This window comes from Streptomyces sp. JLYT201 (genome assembly GCF_059448825.1).
Genome location: NZ_CM182551.1, coordinates 1,950,179 through 1,967,202 on the forward strand (window position 1 = coordinate 1,950,179; position 17,024 = coordinate 1,967,202).

Consider the following 17,024-nt stretch of genomic DNA (forward strand, 5'->3'; position numbering starts at 1 on the left):
CCGGTTCCCGCGGGACCGGATCGTGGCGGACGGGGCGCGGGGCCTATTCGGCGAGCATGTCGTCGATGAGGTCGAAGACCTCTTCCCGGGAGGCCGAGCCGAGCTGGGCAAGGACCGCTTCGTCGGCGCCAGGCCGCTCGCTGTCCGCGGCGGGCCGCGGGGCGGGCTCCGGCCCGTCGTCCGCGTCCGGTACCAGCAGCGTGCGCAGGTGCCGCCCGAGCGCGAGCGGCGTGGGGTAGTCGAAGACGAGCGTGGCCGTCAGGCGCAGGCCGGTGGCGCCGCCGAGCCGGTTGCGCAGTTGGAGCGCGCGCAGCGAGTCGAAGCCGATGTCGGTGAAGGGGCGGCGCTCGCCGACGGTCCTCGGGTCGTCGTAGCCGAGGACGGCCGCGACGTGGCCGCGGACCAGGTCGAGCAGGAGCTCGTGCTGCTCGGGGGCGGCGAGGCGGCCGAGCCGGTCGGCCAGGGACTCCTCGGCGGGTGCCGCCCCGGCGTCGGCGGCGGCGTGCCGCACCGGGGTGCGGGCGAGTCCGCGCAGCAGCGGTGACACTTCGTCAGCGGTGTCGCCGCGCAGCCCGGCCGGGTCCAGGCGCAGGGGGAAGACGACCGGTTCGCCGGTGGCGCGGGCCAGGTCGAACAGGGCGAGCCCCTGGTCGCTGGAGAGCGGCTTGACGCCGGAGCGGGCGATGCGGCGTACGTCGGCGTCCGCGAGGTCGCCGGTGAGGCCGGAGCGCTCGCCCCACAGGCCCCAGCCGAGGGCGAGCCCCGGCGCGCCCCCGGCGTGGCGCCGGGCGGCCAGGGCGTCCACGAACGCGTTCGCCGCCGCGTATCCGGCCTGCCCGGCCGGGCCGAGGGCGCTCGACACGGACGAGAACGCCACCAGCGGCACGCCGGATCCCGCCGTCAGCTCGTGCAGGTGCCAGGCCGCGTCCGCCTTGGGCCGCAGCACGCGGTCGACGCGCTCCGGCGTCTGCGCGGCGACGACGCCGTCGTCCAGGACGCCCGCCAGGTGCACGACGGCCGTCAGCGGGGCGTCGTCGGGGAGCGTCGCCAGGGCGCCCGCCAGGACCTCGCGGTCGCCCGCGTCGCCCGCCACCACGTGCAGCTCGGCGCCCGCCGCGCGCAGGTCCGCCACGAACTCGGCGGCGCCCGCGCCCGCGGTGCCCGAGCGCGCCACGACCGTCAGCCGGCGCACGCCGTGCGTCTCGACCAGGTGCCGGACCAGGATGCGGCCGAGCGTGCCGAGGCCGCCCGTGACGAGGACGGTGCCGTCGGTGCGCCAGGCCGGTGCGTCGCCGGGCCGGGCCGGGGCGGGCACGCGGGCGAGGTGCGGGGTCAGCGGGGTCCCGGCGCGCACGGCGAGCTGGGCCTCGGCGCTGTCCACGGCGGCGGGCAGCGCGGCCAGGGACGCGGCCGTGCCGTCCAGGTCGAGCAGGGCGATCCGGTCCGGGTACTCGGCCTGCGCCGACCGCACCAGGCCCCAGACGGCGGCGAGGGCGGGGTCGGGCGACGCCTCGGGGACGGCCGCGACCGCGTCCTGGGTGAGCACGGCCAGCCGGGTGTGCGCGAGCCGGTCGTCGGCCGCCCAGTCCCGCACGGCGGCCAGGGCGCGGTGCACGGCCCGGTGCGCGGCCGCGGCCAGGTCGGTGCCGGGTTCCGTCGCGGGCTCCGCGAGGACCACGACGTCGGGCGGGGCGTCGCCCGCGGCCAGGCCGGCGCTCAGGGCGGCGACGTCCGGGTGGGCGGTGCGGGCGATGCCCCGCGCGGCGAGCGCGTCGTCCGCGGCGGCGTCGTACGGCCCGATCCAGGCCCAGCGCGCGGCGCCGGGCCCGCTCGGCGCGGGCAGCGGTTCCGGCCGCCACTCCAGGCGCAGCAGCGAGGCGTCGGACAGGGCCGCGGCCCGGCGCAGCGCCTCGGCGGTCACCGGGCGCATCCCGAGGGCCTCGACGCTGACGACCGGGCGCCCCGCGGGGTCGGTGGCGGTGAGGGACAGCGCGTCGGGACCGGTGCGCCGGACGTGGGCCCGCAGCCGGGCGGCGCCGGTGGCGTGCAGGGTGACGCCGGTCCAGGAGAACGGCAGCCGGGTCGCGGCGTCGCCGCCCGCGCCGGGCCCGCCGGGCAGGGCCGCCGCGTGCAGGGCGGCGTCGAACAGGGCCGGGTGCAGGCCGTAGCGGTCGGTGCCGCCCGCGGCCTCGGGGAGTTCGGCCTCCACGTAGAGGTCGTCGCCGTGGCGCCAGCAGCGCCGCAGGCCCTGGAGGGCGGCGCCGTAGTGGAGCCCGGTCTTGGCCAGCTCGCGGTAGCAGTCGTCGAGTTCGGCCTCTTCGGCCCCGGCGGGCGGCCAGGTGGCGGGCGGCGCGGCGGCCGGGCGGGCGACGCGCGTCAGGGTGCCGCCCGCGTGCCGGGTCCACGGCTCCTCGACGCCCGCGTCCTGCGCCCGGGAGTACAGGGTGACGGCGCGCCGCCCGGCCGCGTCGGGCCCGGCGACGCTCACCTGGACGCGGACGACGCCCTGTTCGGGCAGGGTCAGCGGTGCTTCGAGGACCAGTTCCTCCAGGGTGTCGCAGCCCGTCTGGGCACCGGCGTGCAGGGCGGCCTCCACGAGCGCCGTGCCGGGGACGACGAGGACGTCCGCGACGGCGTGGTCGGCGAGCCACGGGTGGGTGCGGGCGGAGAGGCTGCCGGTGAAGAGCGTGGTGCCGCTGCCGTCCGCCAGCGGCACCGCGGCGCCGAGCAGCGGGTGGTCGACGCCGTCGAGCCCGGCCGCCGCCACGTCCGCCACGGGCGGGGCCGCGTCCTCCAGCCAGTAGCGGCGCCGCTGGAAGGCGTACGTCGGCAGGTCCGTCGGGCGCGGCGCGGCGTGCCGGAAGGCCTCCGTCCAGTCGACGGCGACCCCGTGCGCGTGGGCCTCGGCGACCGCGGTCAGGAACCGGGCGGGGCCGCCCTCGTTGCGCCGCAGCGACTCGACGGTCAGCGCGTCGTGGGCGCCCGCCTCGTCGGCGGTCTCCTGGATGCCGATGGTGAGCACGGGGTGCGGGCTCATCTCGACGTACGTGGTGTGACCCGCGGCGAGCAGCCGCGTCACGGTGCGGTGGAACTGGACGGTGTCGCGCAGGTTGTTCACCCAGTACGTGGCGTCCAGGGCCGTGGTGTCGAGCGGCTCGCCGGTCACCGTCGAGTGGAAGGGCACGGCGGCCGGGCGCGGCCGGATGCCGGCCAGCGCCTCGACGAGCGTGTCGCGGATCTCCTCGACCTGCGCCGAGTGCGAGGCGTAGTCCACGGGGATGCGGCGCACGCGCACGCCGTCGCGCTCGAAGGCCGCCATGGCCGCGTCGAGGGCGGTGGGGTCGCCGGAGATCACCACGGAGCGGGGCCCGTTGACCGCCGCGACGGACACCGCGCCGGACCACGGCGCGAGGCCGCGCCGCACCCGGTCGACGGGGGCCACGACGGAGACCATGCCGCCGCGCCCCGACAGGACCCGCAGGGCGCGGCTGCGCACGGCGACGACGCGGGCGGCGTCGTCCAGGCAGAGCGCGCCCGCGACGTGGGCCGCGGCGATCTCGCCCTGCGAGTGCCCGATGACGGCGGCGGGCTCCACGCCGTAGGACCGCCACAGGGCCGCGAGGGAGACCATCACCGCGAACAGCGCGGGCTGGACGACGTCTACGCGCTCCAGGGTGGGTGCGCCCGACTCGCCGCGCAACACCTTGGTCAGGGACCAGTCGACGTGCGGGGCGAGGCTCGCGGCGCAGGCCTCGATGGACGCGCGGAACACCGGTGAGGTGCTCATCAGCTCGGCCGCCATGCCCGGCCACTGGGAGCCCTGGCCGGGGAAGACGAAGGTGACGCGGTCGCGCGCGGTCGCGGTGCCGAGCGCGGTGGACTCGCCGGGGCCGCCGTAGGCACCGGCGGTGGCGTCGGTCGCGTCGGCGAGGGCCGCGAGGCGCGTGCGGGCCTCGGCGCGGTCGGCGGCCACGACGACGGCCCGGTCCGCGAGCGCGGCCCGCGTCGTCGCGAGGGAGTACGCCAGGTCGGCGTCGGGCACGTCGGGCCCCGGGGTGAGGAACTCCGCGAGGCGCCGCGCCTGGGCCCGGAGGCCGGGCGCGCCGTTCCCCGAGACGAGCCAGGGCAGGGGGCACCCGGGGGTGTCCGCGCCGTCGGTGGTGCGCGGGGCCGTGCCGTCGGGTTCGCGGTCCGCCTCCTCCACGATGACATGGGCGTTGGTCCCGCCCACGCCGAAGGAGGAGACGCCCGCGCGGCGCGGCCGCCCGGTGTCGGGCCAGGGCTCGGCCCCGGCGAGGAGCCGGACCGCGCCCGACGACCAGTCGACGTGCGGGGTGGGCTCGGTGATGTGCAGGCTGCGGGGCAGCACCCCGTGCCTCATCGCCATCACCATCTTGATGACGCCCGAGACCCCGGCGGCAGCCTGGGTGTGGCCGATGTTGGACTTCAACGAGCCGAGCCACAGGGGCTGTTCGGCGGGGCGGCCGCGGCCGTAGGTGGCGAGCAGCGCCTGCGCCTCGATGGGGTCGCCGAGCTGGGTTCCGGCGCCGTGGGCGTCCACGCAGTCCACGTCCGCCGTGGTGAGGCCCGCGTGGGCGAGGGCCTGGCGGATCACGCGCTGCTGGGCGGGGCCGTTCGGCGCGGTCAGGCCGTTGGAAGCGCCGTCCTGGTTGACGGCGGAGCCGCGGACCACGGCGAGGACGCGGTGCCCGTTCCTGACCGCGTCGGAAAGGCGTTCCAGGAGGAGCACGCCCACGCCTTCCGACCAGCTGCTGCCCGCCGCGTCGGCGGAGAACGAGCGGCACCGCCCGTCCGGCGCGAGCCCGCGCTGCCTGCTGAACTCGACGTACCCCCAGGGCGTGGCCATCACGGTGACGCCGCCCGCGAGCGCGAGCCGGCACTCGCCCTTGCGCAGCGACTGGGCGGCCAGGTGCAGGGACACCAGGGAGGACGAGCAGGCGGTGTCGACGGTGACGGCGGGCCCTTCGAGTCCGAGGGCGTAGGCGAGGCGCCCCGAGGCCACGCTCGGCATGCTGCCCACCACGCGGTAGCCCTCGGCGCTCGGCGGCACGTGCCGGATCCGGGCGCCGTACTCGCTGTACATGATGCCGACGAACACGCCGGTGCTGCTGCCGCGCAGCGAGGTCGGGTCGATCCTGGCCCGTTCGACGGCCTCCCACGCGGTCTCCATGAGGAGGCGGTGCTGGGGGTCGATCGTCACGGCCTCGCCGGGGCTGATCCCGAAGAAGTCGGCGTCGAAGTCGGCCGCGTCGTACAGGAATCCGGCGTGCCGGGTGACGGTGGTGCCCACGTGGTCCGGGTCCGGGTCGTGGGCGACGGTCCAGCCCCGGTCGCGGGGGAACTCGGAGATCGCGTCGGTCCCGGAGCGCACCAGGCGCCACAGGTCGTCCGGCGAGCGCACCTCGCCGGGCAGGCGGCAGCCCATGCCCACGATCGCGATCGGCTCGTCGACGGCCACGCCGGAGGCGGCGGCGTCGGCGTCGCCGGTGGCGGGCTCGCCGAGCACCCGTGAGCACAGGTGGGCGGCGAGCCCCTCCGGCGTCGGGTAGTCGAAGAGGGCCGTCGCGGACAGGGCGACGCCCGTGGCCTCGCCGAGGCGCTCGCGCAGCCGCGCGGCGGCCCGTCCGCGCACGCCCTGCGCGCCGAACGCCCGGGCGGCGTCCAGCGGCGCCGGGTCCGTCCGCTCCAGGGCGGCCGCCGCGTGCGTGCGGATCAGGTCGAGCAGCAGCCGGTGCCGCTCGACGTCCCCGGCGTCCGCGAGGCGTCGGCGCAGTGCCCGGTCGCGTCCCTCGTTCCGCTCCACCGTCGCCTCCTCGGTCATCGGCTCACCATCGCGTGGTCGGCGACGGGCTCCATCGGCTCCGCGCTGTGCAGGATCCGGCCGGTGCGCGCCACCAGGGCGCCGAACTCGTCCGGGGTGATCGCCTGTTTGCCGTCGCACAGGGCGGTGCGGCCCGCCTCGTTGACGTCGACCATCACGCCGTCGGCACCGGCGACGGCGGCAGCCGCGGCCAGCGGGGCCACCAGGTCGCCGTGCCCGCAGGCGTGGCTGGGGTCGACGATCACCGGCAGATGGCTGAGCCGCTTCACCAGCGGCACGGCGGTGATGTCCAGGGTGAAGCGGCTCGCGTCCTCGAAGGTGCGCACGCCGCGCTCGCACAGCAGCACCCGGCCGTTGCCCGCCGCGAGCAGGTACTCGGCGCTGTGCAGCCACTCCTGGACGGTGCAGCCGAAGCCCCGCTTGAGCAGCACGGGGCGGCCGGTCAGCGCCGCCTCGCGCAGCAGCGGGTAGTTCTGGGCGTTGCGCGTGCCGATCTGGAGCACCTCGGCCACCTCGGCCACGGCCTCCACGTGGGCGACGTCGACGACCTCCGTGACGACGCCGAGCCCGGTCGCGGCGGCCGCGTCGCGCAGCAGCGCGAGCCCGTCGACGCCGAGCCCCTGGAACGCGTAGGGGGACGTACGGGGCTTGAAGGCGCCGCCCCGCAACAGGTGCGCGCCCCGGGCCCGTACGCCCCGTGCCACGGCCATCAGCTGGTCCGCGCTCTCCACGGCGCAGGGCCCGGCTATCCAGGTGAAGGAGCCGCCGCCCACGCTCACGGCGTCGGCCACACGGACGGCGCTCGGCTCGCCCGTGGCGGCGAAGCTGCCCAGGGGCGGCACCTGCGCGCTGTCGACGACGGCCTCGACGGCGGCCGTGGCGCGCAGCAGGGCCACGAACTCCTCGCCCGCGGGCGAGGCCGGGGCGAGGTCGGGGAACGTGACGAGGGTGTGGCGGCCGGCCCGGCAGTGGAACGACCGGTGTCCGTCGTGCCGCCACGCGGAGGTCAGCCGAGTCTGCTCGTCGATCGGCACATGGGGGCGGAGGCGGGCAACGATCATCGGGTCACCTTTCTGCGGCTGTCGGAGGTCGGCCGTGCGGGCGGCCGTTGACGGGCCGTGCGGGGCCTTCGGCGGCCCTCGGTGCGGGGCTTGCGGCGGCCCTCGGTGAGCGGCCGGGCGCGGGCCCGCCCCCGCCCCGGTGCCGGCGCTCGCCGGACGCGGCCTTCAGCGGGGCGTCGCCGCGCCGGGTGACCACGCGGGCCGCTCGGGGAAGTCGAAGTCGACCTCGCCCGCCAGGCCCAGCTGTTCGACCATCCGCTGCGCGCCGGAGAAGTCGCGGACGAGCCGCCGCCCGGTGGACGTCGCGCGCAGGTCGCCGACGATCTCGTCGGCGCCGTGGACGCCCGCGGTGGCCAGTTCGAGGCGCAGCGTGGACAGGTCCTGCTCGGCGAACGCCTCCAGGGCCAGCGGCAGACAGCGCACCAGGGTGCGGCGCTGCGCGGCGTTCATGCGCGCGTACAGCTCTCTGACGACCTCGGTGACGACCGAGCCGTGTGCCGTCTCGTCCCGCAGGTGCAGGGTGGTGATCAGGGAGTGCGCGGGCTGGATCGACTCGTCCCTGGCGAGCAGGGCCAGCAGGGAGTTGATGCAGGTCTCGGCCACCGCGCCCCAGACGAGCACGGCGACGTGGCGCTCCCACTCCTCGGGCATCGTGGTGAGGAGCGCGCACAGCCGCCGGTAGGTGACGAGCGGGGGCTGCTCCGGCCGGGTGCGGACGTCGCGCAGCTCCCGGGTGCGGGCGATGGCGAGCATGTGCATATAGGTGTGGAAGCTCTCGTCCACGACGGCCTGCTGCACGCTCTGGCGTATCAGCGGGTCGTCACCGCCCGGGAAGACGCCGCACATGACGAGGTCGAAGGCGGGCTCGGCGATGAGGTGTTCGGTGGCGATGACGCGTTCGTTGTAGCCGATCCACAGGCCGGTGAGGACCTGCCGCCGCTGGTCGGGGCGGGCCGCGAGGAAGCGGGGGTGCTCCGCGAACGGCACGATCTCCAGCGGGTAGTCCGGCAGCGCCGGGTCGTAGGCGGCGCTCTCCTCCATGACCTCGGGCCTGGTGGTGACCGCCGCCCGGCGCGGCCAGGCCCGCACCAGGCGGCGCAGCGTCGCGCTGCCGATGCCGTTCTCCTCGGCCCAGCCCCGGGCGGCCCAGGTGGTCAGCCCACCCGGCACGCCCGACTCCTCGTATCGCATCGGTCCTCCCCGCCTTCGCACCCGTGGCCCGTGGTGCCGCTGCATCGTCACCGGCCGCTCTTGGCGGTTTCTTGGAGGCGACTTGGCGCGGGCCGACCGAGGCTTTCTGGATGCGGATCGGGGATGTCAGGATGAGGTCGAGGCGCGGTGACGCGGGTGTGTGGCCCCGGCGCGTGCACCGCCAGGAGTGAGCACCACCGCCGTCGTTCCCCTTCGGCCCCGCCCGGGCGCCGACCGCGCTTTCCGGTTCTTCGCGCTCCTTGTCCGCACCCGCCGCGTTCCGGCCTCGTGCGAGGCCGCCGCGGCTCGCTCCCGGCCGCTGTGTTCGCTCCCTCGCTTCTCCGTTGTCTCCGGCACACCACTGTGAGGACGCATCATGCTCGTTCCGCTCACCACGGCCGACTTCCTCGACCGCGCCGAGGCGGCCGCCGCAGGGCGCACGGCACTCGTCGACGAGCCGGGGCAGCCGGCTCTGCCGGTGCCGACGACGACGTACGGATCGCTGCTGCGCCGCATACGGGCCTGGCAGGCGGGGCTGGACGCGCTGGGGGTCGGCGCGGGCGAGCGGGTGGCCGTCGTCAGCCCCAACTGCTCGCGCCTGCTTGAGCTGTTGTACGCCGTCACGGCGAGCGGACGGATCTGCGTGCCGGTGAACTACCGGCTCACGCCCGAGGAGATCGCGTACGTCCTGCGCCAGTGCGACGCCTCGGTGGTGTTCGTCGACCCCGACGTCGAGGCGGTCCTCGGCTCGGTCGACGTGCCGAAGCGTTTCGTCCTCGGGGAGCAGACCGAGGCGGAGGTCATGCGCTTCGACGTCGAGCCGCGCCCCTGGGAGCGGCCGGACGAGAACGCGGTGGCGACCCTCAACTACACCTCGGGCACCTCCGCGCGCCCCAAGGGCGTCGCCCTGACGCACCGGAGCATCTGGCTGAACGCGATGACGTTCGGCGTGCACGGGCGGATCTGGGAGGGGGACGTCTATCTGCACACCCTGCCCACGTTCCACTGCAACGGCTGGGGCGTGCCGTTCCTGCTCGCCGGGCTCGGGGCGCGCCAGGTGCTGCTGCGCCGGATCGACGGCACGGAGATCCTGCGCCGGGTCCAGGAGCACGGCGTGACCCTGGCGTTCGGCGCGCCCGCCGTGTGGGACGCGGTGATCCGGGCGGCCCGCGACTGGCCGGGCGAGGTGCCCGGGCGCGGCAGGACCCGGGTGGTGTGCGCGGGTGCGCCCGTCGACGAGCGGCTCGTCGCCCGGGTCGAGGAGACGCTGGGCTGGGAGTTCCTCCAGGTGTACGGCCTGACCGAGACGACCCTGCTCACCTTCAACCGGCGCCTTCCCGGGGCGCCCGGCAGCGGCGGTCTGACGCGTGCGGGCGCGCCCGCCCTGGGCGTACGGATGCGGACCGGTGAGCGCGGCGAGGTCCTCGCCCGCTCGAACATGGTCCTCGACGGCTACTGGCAGGACGAGCGGGCCGACGGGGAGGCGCTGCGCGAGGGGTGGTTCCACACCGGTGACGCGGGCTCCTTCGACGACGAGGGGCACCTGCTGCTCTTCGACCGGCTCAAGGACGTCATCGTCACCGGCGGCGAGAGCGTGTCGTCGGTGGAGGTCGAGGACTGCCTGCTGGGCCATCCGGCCGTCGCGGAGGTGGCCGTCATCGGCGTGCCGGACGAGCGCTGGGGCGAGACCGTGAAGGCGGTGGTGGTGCCCGCCGCGGGCGCCGAGGCACGCGCGGCGGAGATCATCGCGTACTGCAAGCAGCGCCTGGCCCGGTACAAGGCGCCCACGTCCGTGGACTTCCGGGACGCCCTGCCGCGCACGAGCAACGGCAAGGTGCAGAAGAGCCGGCTCCGCGAGCCCTACTGGGCGCACGAGGACCGGCGCATCCACTGAGGCGCCCCCGGCGCGCCGGGGGCGGGGCGCCGCCCCGGCGCGAGGGGCCCCCGGCGGACGCCCGCGTCAGTGCAGCACGCACACCCGCCCGACGAACTCGTCGCGCAGGATCCGGCCGAAGAGCGCACGCAGTTCGCGTCCCGGGTCCACCCCCAGCTCCTGCGCGAGGGCCCGGCGTATCCGGTGGTAGACGCGGACCGCCTCCGCCTGCCGGCCCACCTCGCACAGCGCGACCATCAGGAGCCAGCCGAGCCGCTCGCGCGTGGGGTACCGGGCGCTGAGCGCGGCCAGCTCTGCCACCACGCTGCCGTTGTCCCTGCCCCAGGCCAGTTCGGCCTCCCACAGGGCCTCCCAGGTCATGAGCCGCAGCTCCTCCAGGCGCGTGGCCTCGCGCACGGCGGGTTCGTAGTCGCCGAGCTCCGCGTACGGCGCGCCGCGCCACAGGGCGAGGGACGCCTCCAGGGCCCGGCACGCCTCCGGGTAGCGGCCCGCCCGCAGCAGCCGCCGTCCGGCGCGCAGCTGGCCCTCGAAGCGACAGGCGTCCACCCGCTCCGACTCCACCGCGAGCAGATAGCCCTGCGGCTCCCTGCGCAGGACGCGGTTGCGGCCCCGGGGCGGGCCGTCCGGCTCCAACTGGCGGCGCAGATGGGACACATAGCTGTGCAGGCTCGCGACCACGTTGCCGGGCGGGCCCGCGGGCCAGATGGCCTCCGTGAGCCGCTCGGTGCCGATCACCTGCCCCGGTGCGAGCAACAGGGCCGAGAGGACCGCGCGCTGCCGCGCGGGGCCCAGCGGCAGGGGCCCTTCGGCCGACCACACCGACAGCGGCCCAAGAATGTTGAAGGACAGATCACTCGGTAACACCGCGGGAAATTGCGTAACAGCTTTCACAGCATTCACAGTCATTACGTTTTCCCCCTGGTGCCACCCGTTCCCCATAACCACCCGGTTTCCCCCTCGCGAAGATCGATACGGTGTCGGCACCGGCGGTCAAGGATCCTGGCCGACCTGCTCCTGTACTTTTCGCTGCGCACTGCATGAGTAAAGAGGGGGAAGCGTTCCCCACATGACCGCGCGTTACTCTAGGGCAGGTTCCTGAGAGAGCACGTCCCTCGCTGATGCGCCGCCATGGCGTAAAACTGAGGGTTCTTCAGCAGTTTCGCCTGAGATACATTGGGAAGTTGCGTAATCCTGTCGAAGATCTCGACTTCCCTCCCGTCAGGGCAGGCCTGGGGCGAGAAGAGGACCGGAGAAACGCAAGGGACCGCGAGCACGTGCCCTGAGGTGACGAGATTGCATTGTTCACCCCTTCCCCGGTCCCGGTGAAACGATCAGGCAATTCAAGCCAGCCCCACGCCCTCCGGAACCCGCTCGTCGAATAAGCGACTACCCCGGGAGAAGGCCTGCCCTAAACGAGGCGCGGAGTGGCCGATCCTCCCTGGGAAAGGGGAGAATCCGCCACCCCATTGCCGTGCGCCCGGCACTGCGCCGGTGTGCGCCCGGAGGCGCCTGTGGTTGACGGTTCATTTTTGGCGTCAATTTTTCGCTAGCGGGCGGACGCCGTCGGCGGCCACTCCCCGGACGCCAGAAAGCGCCGGACGGACTCCGCCGCGCGCCGCCCCTCCGCCGTCACCACCCGTGCGGGGGTGACGGCATGGGCCACGTTCCCGACCGCGAACACCCCGGGAAGGCCCGTACGGAAAGCGACGTCGACATCGGGGAAGCGGGTGCCGGGCGCGAGCGGCACACCGCCGCGCCGTGCGAGCTCGTGCTCGGGGACGAAGTCGCCGGTGAACACCACGGTGTCGCAGGCGAGGTGGGCGCTCCGGCCGGTGCGGTGGCGCAGGCGCACGCCCGAAAGGCGTCCCCCGCCCACGAGTTCGACCACGTCCGTCTCCGTGAGCAGGGGGATCCCGTGCCACAGCCGGGCCACGGCGGCGCGCGGGGCCGGGGCGTCGGTGCGGGCCGAGGACGTCACGTGGGCGACGGTGTCGACGCCCGCGCGCCGCAGCGTGTCCAGGGCCGCGTACGCCACTGCCGCGCCGCCGACCACGACCGCCCGGGTGCCGACGTGCTGCCCGAAGAGGTGGACGGCCTGCTGGAGTTCGCCGGTGGTGTAGACGCCCGCGGGTCTGCTGCCGGGCACCAGGCGCGCGGCGCGCGGCCGTTCGCGGGCCCCGGTGGCGAGCACGACGGCCCGCGCGGTGAGCCGCTCCAGGCCCAGGGGCGAGGTCGTGTCGAGGGTGCGGGGGCCCGCCCAGGCGGTGGCCGTGACGCCGGTGCGCACGGTGGCGCCCGCGCGCACGGCCGCCTCGACGCACCGCCGCGCGTAGCGGGGCCCGCTCGTCCCGGGGACGGCCAGGCCCGCGACCGCGCGGTCGCCGAACCCGCCGTGGTGGCAGTGGCGCGGGACGCCGCCCGCCTGCCGCTCCCGCTCCAGGACCTCGACACGGCCCGCTCCCGCGGCGGCGAGCCCCGCCGCGGTGGCGAGGCCCGCGGGTCCCGCGCCCACGACGAGGACGTCGACCGCGCGTTCGCGCCGCATCGGGGCCTCCCGCCGCTCGTCGCCCGTCTCGCCGCTCGTCCGGTCGCTCGTCTCGTCGCTCATCGCCGCGCCTGCCTGTCGTGTCCGTCGAGGAGCGCGCGTACGGCCGCTCCGCAGGAGAACCCCTGGCACCGGCCGCCGCGCGCCCGCGTGCGGCGGCGGAGCCCGTCGACGGTGACCGGCGGGACCGTGCTGCGCAGGGCGTCGCGGATCTCCCCGAGGGTGACGCGTTCGCAGTGGCAGACGATGGTGCCGTACGCGGGATCGGCGGCGATCAGCTCCGCGCTCTCGTAGGGGCGCGGGAAGGCCTCGCCCAGGTTCGGCATCCGCACCGGCGCGAGCGCGCGGGCCCCGCCCAGGGCAAGACCCGCCCCGGCGAGCAGCTCCGTGACGTGCGCAGCGATCGCCAGGGATGCCGTCAGGCCGGTGGAACGGATGCCGCCGACGGTCACGTAGCGCTGCCGCGGCCAGGCGTCGATGCGGTAGTCGTCGTCATCGGTGGCCGCGCGCAGCCCCGCGTAGACGGCGGTGACCTCCTCGTCGAGGAGCGGCGGCAGGACGCGGGCGCCCTGGCGGCGCAGCCCGGCGAGCCCCTCGGCGGTGGAGCCGGTGGCCCGTTTGTCGTCGAGGTCCTCCGCGGTGGGGCCGAGCAGGACGTTGCCGTACACCGTCGGCGCGACGAGGACGCCCTTGCCGAGCGCCGTCGGCACGGGCAGCAGGATGTGGCGCACCAGGTCGCGGGCGAGCTTGTCGAAGACGATGAGCTGGCCGCGCCGGGGGGTGACGGTGAAGGTGTCCTGGCCCAGCATGCGGTCCACGGTGTCGGCGTGCAGGCCCGCCGCGTTGACGAGGTAGCGGGTGCGCAGGGGGCCGCGTCCGGTGGTGAGGACGTGGCCGTCCCCGTCCGTGGCGACCGCCGTCACGCGGCAGCGGAGGTGCAGGTCCGCGCCGGAGCGCACAGCCTGCGTCGCGTAGGCGAGCGGCGTCGTCCAGGGGCAGATGACGCTCTCGCCGGGCACGTCGAGGGCGCCGAGCGCCCCGGGGCCGAGGTGGGGCTCGCGGGCCCGCACGGCGGCGGCGTCCAGCAGCCGGGCCTCGTGGTAGCCGTTGCGCACGGCCTTGTCGAGGAGTCCGGGCAGCGCGGCGAGCTGTTCCGCGTCCCAGGCGACCAGGAGCGCGCCGACCGGCTCCACGGGGATGCCGGCCTCGGCCGCGTAGGCGGCGAGCAGCCGCTGCCCCGTGCGGACGAGCCGGGCCTCCAGGGAGCCCGGCGCGGCGTCGAAGCCGGTGTGCAGGATCGCCGTGTTGGCCTTGGACGTGCCCTCGCCCACGTCGTCGGAGGACTCGACCACCGCGATCCGCAGCGGGTACCGGGCCAGTTCGCGGGCGATGGCCGTGCCGACGACGCCCGCGCCGACGACGGTCACGTCGTACGGGTCGTCCGGGAGCGCGCCGGAGCGGGTGACGCGGCCCTGCCGCGCGGCGGTCGTGCGGTCGTGTCGCTCGGTGCTCATGGGGTCCGGTCTCGTGCGTCGGAGGGCGTAGGGGCGGTCCGTTCGTGGCGCGCGCGGCCCTCCGCTCAGGAGGCGGGGCCCGGCGCGCGAAGGTCAGGACGGGGGCGTGCGCTCCAGGAGTGCCGCGACCTCGGCACGGAAGGCGGCGCGGCGCGACGCGGCCTCGTCCGGGCCGATGCGCGGCTCGTAGACGGCGACGGGCCGCCACGCGGGGACGACGTCGTCCAGGCCGAGCCCCGGGTCGAGGCCGAGGCGTGCCACCGCGCCCACGCCGAGCGCCGTGACGTCGGGCAGGGCGGAGACCTCGACGGGCCGCTGGAGCAGATCGGCCTGGGTCTGCATGAGCAGCGCCGAGCGGGTCAGGCCGCCGTCGACGCGCAGGCTCCGCAGGGGCTCGCCGAGGTCGGCGGCCGCGGCGTCGGCGAGCTCGGCGACCTGGGCGGCGAGGCCCTCGCACAGGGCGCGCACCAGGTGCCCGGGGGCGGTGTCGAGGCCGAGCCCGGTCAGGGAGCCGCGCACGTCGCCGCGCCACCAGGGGGCGGCGAGCCCGGCGAGGGCGGGGACGAAGGTGACGCCGCCGCTGTCCGGCACGGCCGAGCCGACCGGGTCGAGGTCGCGCGCGCCCTTGATCACGCCGAGGTCGGTGAGCCAGCGCACGGCGGACGCGGCCGTGTAGACCTGGCCGTCCAGGCAGTAGCTGCTGCGGCCCGCGAGGCGCCAGGCGACGCAGGCGACCAGGCCCGAGGCGCCCCGGCGCGGCCGGGCACCGGTCTGCGCGAGCAGGAACGCGCCGGTGCCGTAGGTGCACTTGGCGGTGCCGGGTGCGGTGACGTCCTGGGCGAGGAGCGCGGCCTGCTGGTCGACGAGGAGGCCGGTCAGCGGCAGCTCGCCGCCGAAGGCCCGGGTGGTGCCGACCTGTTCGGCGGCGTCCACGACCCGGGGCAGCTGCTCGCCGTCGAGGCCGAAGAGGGTGAGGGCGCGCTCGGACCAGGTGACGGAGTCCAGGTCGAGGAGCTGGGTGCGGCCCGCGGTGGCGGCGTCCGTCACGAAGGCGCCGGTGAGCCGGTGGACCAGCCAGGCGTCGCTGGTGGTGACCACGCCGCCGCGGGTGAGGTGGCGGCGTATCCACGCCATCTTGGGGGCGGCGAAGTACGGGTCGAGCGGCAGCCCGGTGAGGTCCTTCAGCTCGTCGGCGTGCTCGGCGAGTTCCGCGCACAGGGGTTCGGCGCGGCGGTCCTGCCAGACCAGGGCGTCGGTGAGCGGCTCGCCGGTCGCCGGGTCCCAGGCGAGGACGGTCTCGCCCTGGTTGGCGAGGCCCACGGCGGCGACCGGCTCGCCCGCGCGGTCCAGGGCCTCGCGTCCGGCGTCGAGCACGGAGGCGAGCAGTTCGTCGGGGCCGACCTCGACCCGGCCGCCGGGCAGATGGCGGGGGCGGACGGGCGCGCTGCCGGAGGCGATCACTCCGCGCTCGGGACAGACGACGAGGGCCTTGGTGCCGGAGGTGCCCTGGTCAACGGCCAGTACCGGGCCGCCGCCCGTCATCCGCGGCCTCGTCCCCGCCCGGCAACACGGGCCGCGCTGTAAGTCGTGATCACTGCGGCAGCCTGCTACAGGGGGCAGGGGGTCGTCAAGGGACGCGGATCGCCCAAAGCGCGCAATAGGGGCCGCTGTTGAACAAGTGAGAAACCAAAGTGCGCAACGGCGTGCCGCGTTGACACAAGTTGGTCAAGAAAGATCCGAGGACTGCCCAGTAATCGGAAGTCTCCGCTCTACACTGACCGCCGAACAACAACACCCTCTCGCACATCAGTTCATCACTCACGGAACCCGCAGCCCACAGCCTCCTGCCCCAGCCCACCGCCCCACGGAAAGACCGCAGACCCACACGGACCGCGGCGCACCCGGACCGGACCGCACCCGGAGTGCGGGCCGGTCCGCTCCGCCGTCAGAGCCCAGAGGACCCCCGATGCCCCTAGCGCGCCCGGTGTATCACCCGGCCGGTCACGACGCGCCGCTGCGCGCCGTGCTCCAGGACCTCAAGGCAGGCCGCTGGGTGTCGACGAGGAACCTGCTCACCGAGACCCCCGACTGGGGCCTGTGGACCCAGCGCACCCAGGTCCTCGCGGCCGCCGTCGCCGGCTCCGACGTGGTGCGGGCCTGGCTCGCCGAGGAGCCGCGCAGCGTCGCCGCCACGGTCCTGCACACCCGGGTCGCGGTGGAGCGCGCCCTGCGCGCGCACCGGGCGGGCCACCGCCACACCAACGACCTGTGGCGCGAGGCGAACACCGCCTGCCGCATCGCCTCGCAGACCTCCCCCGAGGACCCCGTGCCGTGGATCTGCCTGCTGGCGCTCGCCCAGCTCGACGAGGGCCAGCGGTGGGACGAGCACCGGGTCGCGGCGCCGGAGCCGATGCTGTTCCCCGGCCCGTGGCAGATCCTCGCCGAGGCCGACAAGCGCGACCCCGGCAACCGCGAGGCGTACCACCGCATGCTCCAGTTCGCCTACCACCGCAGGCCGGGCGCGCCGCTGACCGAGGCGGTCAACTTCGTGCACTGGGCGTCCGCCGCGGCGCCCGCGGGCTCGCCCCTGCACGTGCTCCCGCTGTACGTGCGCGTGGAGCGCTACCGCCGCGAGGGCGGCAGCGAGCGGGCGCTCGACCTGCACTGGATCGCGGAGGACGCGACGCGCGGCGCGCTGCGGGCGCTCCAGCTGTGGTTCGACCACACGCAGCCCGAAGCGGCCTCGCTGCTCGACCTCAACTACCTGGCGCACGCGCTGTGGGGCGCGCACCACTTCCACGACGCGGTGCGGGTGTTCGAGGCCCTCGACCCCTTCTACGCCGTCGTGCCGTGGACGTACCGCACCACGTCACCGGGCGACGCGGAGGCCGCCGCCGAGTCCTTCGTGCAGGCCCGGGCGCGCTGCTACCACGCCGCGCGGGGCCCCGGCCCGCGCGGCTGACCCACCTCTGTCCCC

At 75.8% G+C, this 17,024-nt stretch carries 8 protein-coding genes and 1 pseudogene; 2 read left to right on the forward strand and 7 right to left on the reverse strand.

Annotated elements, in window-relative coordinates; translation table 11 throughout:
* Positions 1 to 43: 43 nt before the first annotated feature.
* The 3 genes from AC5WAM_RS07620 to AC5WAM_RS07630 form a co-directional block, all read right to left on the reverse strand.
* Positions 44 to 5,824 (reverse strand): type I polyketide synthase, encoded by a 5,781-nt coding sequence (locus tag AC5WAM_RS07620; protein ID WP_495523529.1) that lies wholly within the window; start codon positions 5,822 to 5,824, stop codon positions 44 to 46.
* Between the two features lie 14 nt (positions 5,825 to 5,838).
* Positions 5,839 to 6,903 (reverse strand): 3-deoxy-7-phosphoheptulonate synthase, encoded by a 1,065-nt coding sequence (gene aroF / locus AC5WAM_RS07625; protein ID WP_366790619.1) that lies wholly within the window; start codon positions 6,901 to 6,903, stop codon positions 5,839 to 5,841.
* A gap of 165 nt (positions 6,904 to 7,068) precedes the next feature.
* A complete protein-coding gene (locus AC5WAM_RS07630; RefSeq protein WP_495522068.1) occupies positions 7,069 to 8,094 on the reverse strand; it encodes a 4-aminobenzoate N-oxygenase in 1,026 nt (341 codons plus the stop codon).
* Between the two features lie 376 nt (positions 8,095 to 8,470).
* Between AC5WAM_RS07630 and AC5WAM_RS07635 the strand changes: the two genes are divergently transcribed.
* Positions 8,471 to 9,988, forward strand: a complete 1,518-nt coding sequence (locus tag AC5WAM_RS07635) for an AMP-binding protein (protein WP_495522069.1) — start codon at positions 8,471 to 8,473, stop codon at positions 9,986 to 9,988.
* Between the two features lie 66 nt (positions 9,989 to 10,054).
* On the opposite strand, the gene AC5WAM_RS07640 is transcribed toward AC5WAM_RS07635, so the two are convergent.
* From AC5WAM_RS07640 to AC5WAM_RS07655, 4 genes and pseudogenes are all read right to left on the reverse strand, one after another.
* A complete protein-coding gene (locus AC5WAM_RS07640; protein WP_495522070.1) occupies positions 10,055 to 10,852 on the reverse strand; it encodes an AfsR/SARP family transcriptional regulator in 798 nt (265 codons plus the stop codon).
* Between the two features lie 703 nt (positions 10,853 to 11,555).
* Positions 11,556 to 12,533 (reverse strand): annotated as a pseudogene (locus AC5WAM_RS07645) (NAD(P)/FAD-dependent oxidoreductase); the annotation flags it as partial.
* Positions 12,534 to 12,592: 59 nt separating this feature from the next.
* Positions 12,593 to 14,047 (reverse strand): FAD-dependent oxidoreductase, encoded by a 1,455-nt coding sequence (locus tag AC5WAM_RS07650; protein ID WP_495522071.1) that lies wholly within the window; start codon positions 14,045 to 14,047, stop codon positions 12,593 to 12,595.
* A gap of 93 nt (positions 14,048 to 14,140) precedes the next feature.
* A complete protein-coding gene (locus AC5WAM_RS07655; protein WP_495522072.1) occupies positions 14,141 to 15,589 on the reverse strand; it encodes an FGGY family carbohydrate kinase in 1,449 nt (482 codons plus the stop codon).
* A 424-nt stretch (positions 15,590 to 16,013) separates the two neighbouring features.
* Between AC5WAM_RS07655 and AC5WAM_RS07660 the strand changes: the two genes are divergently transcribed.
* On the forward strand, positions 16,014 to 17,009 hold the full coding sequence (locus AC5WAM_RS07660) for a hypothetical protein (protein ID WP_138962941.1): 996 nt from the start codon (positions 16,014 to 16,016) through the stop codon (positions 17,007 to 17,009).
* Positions 17,010 to 17,024 lie beyond the last annotated feature (15 nt).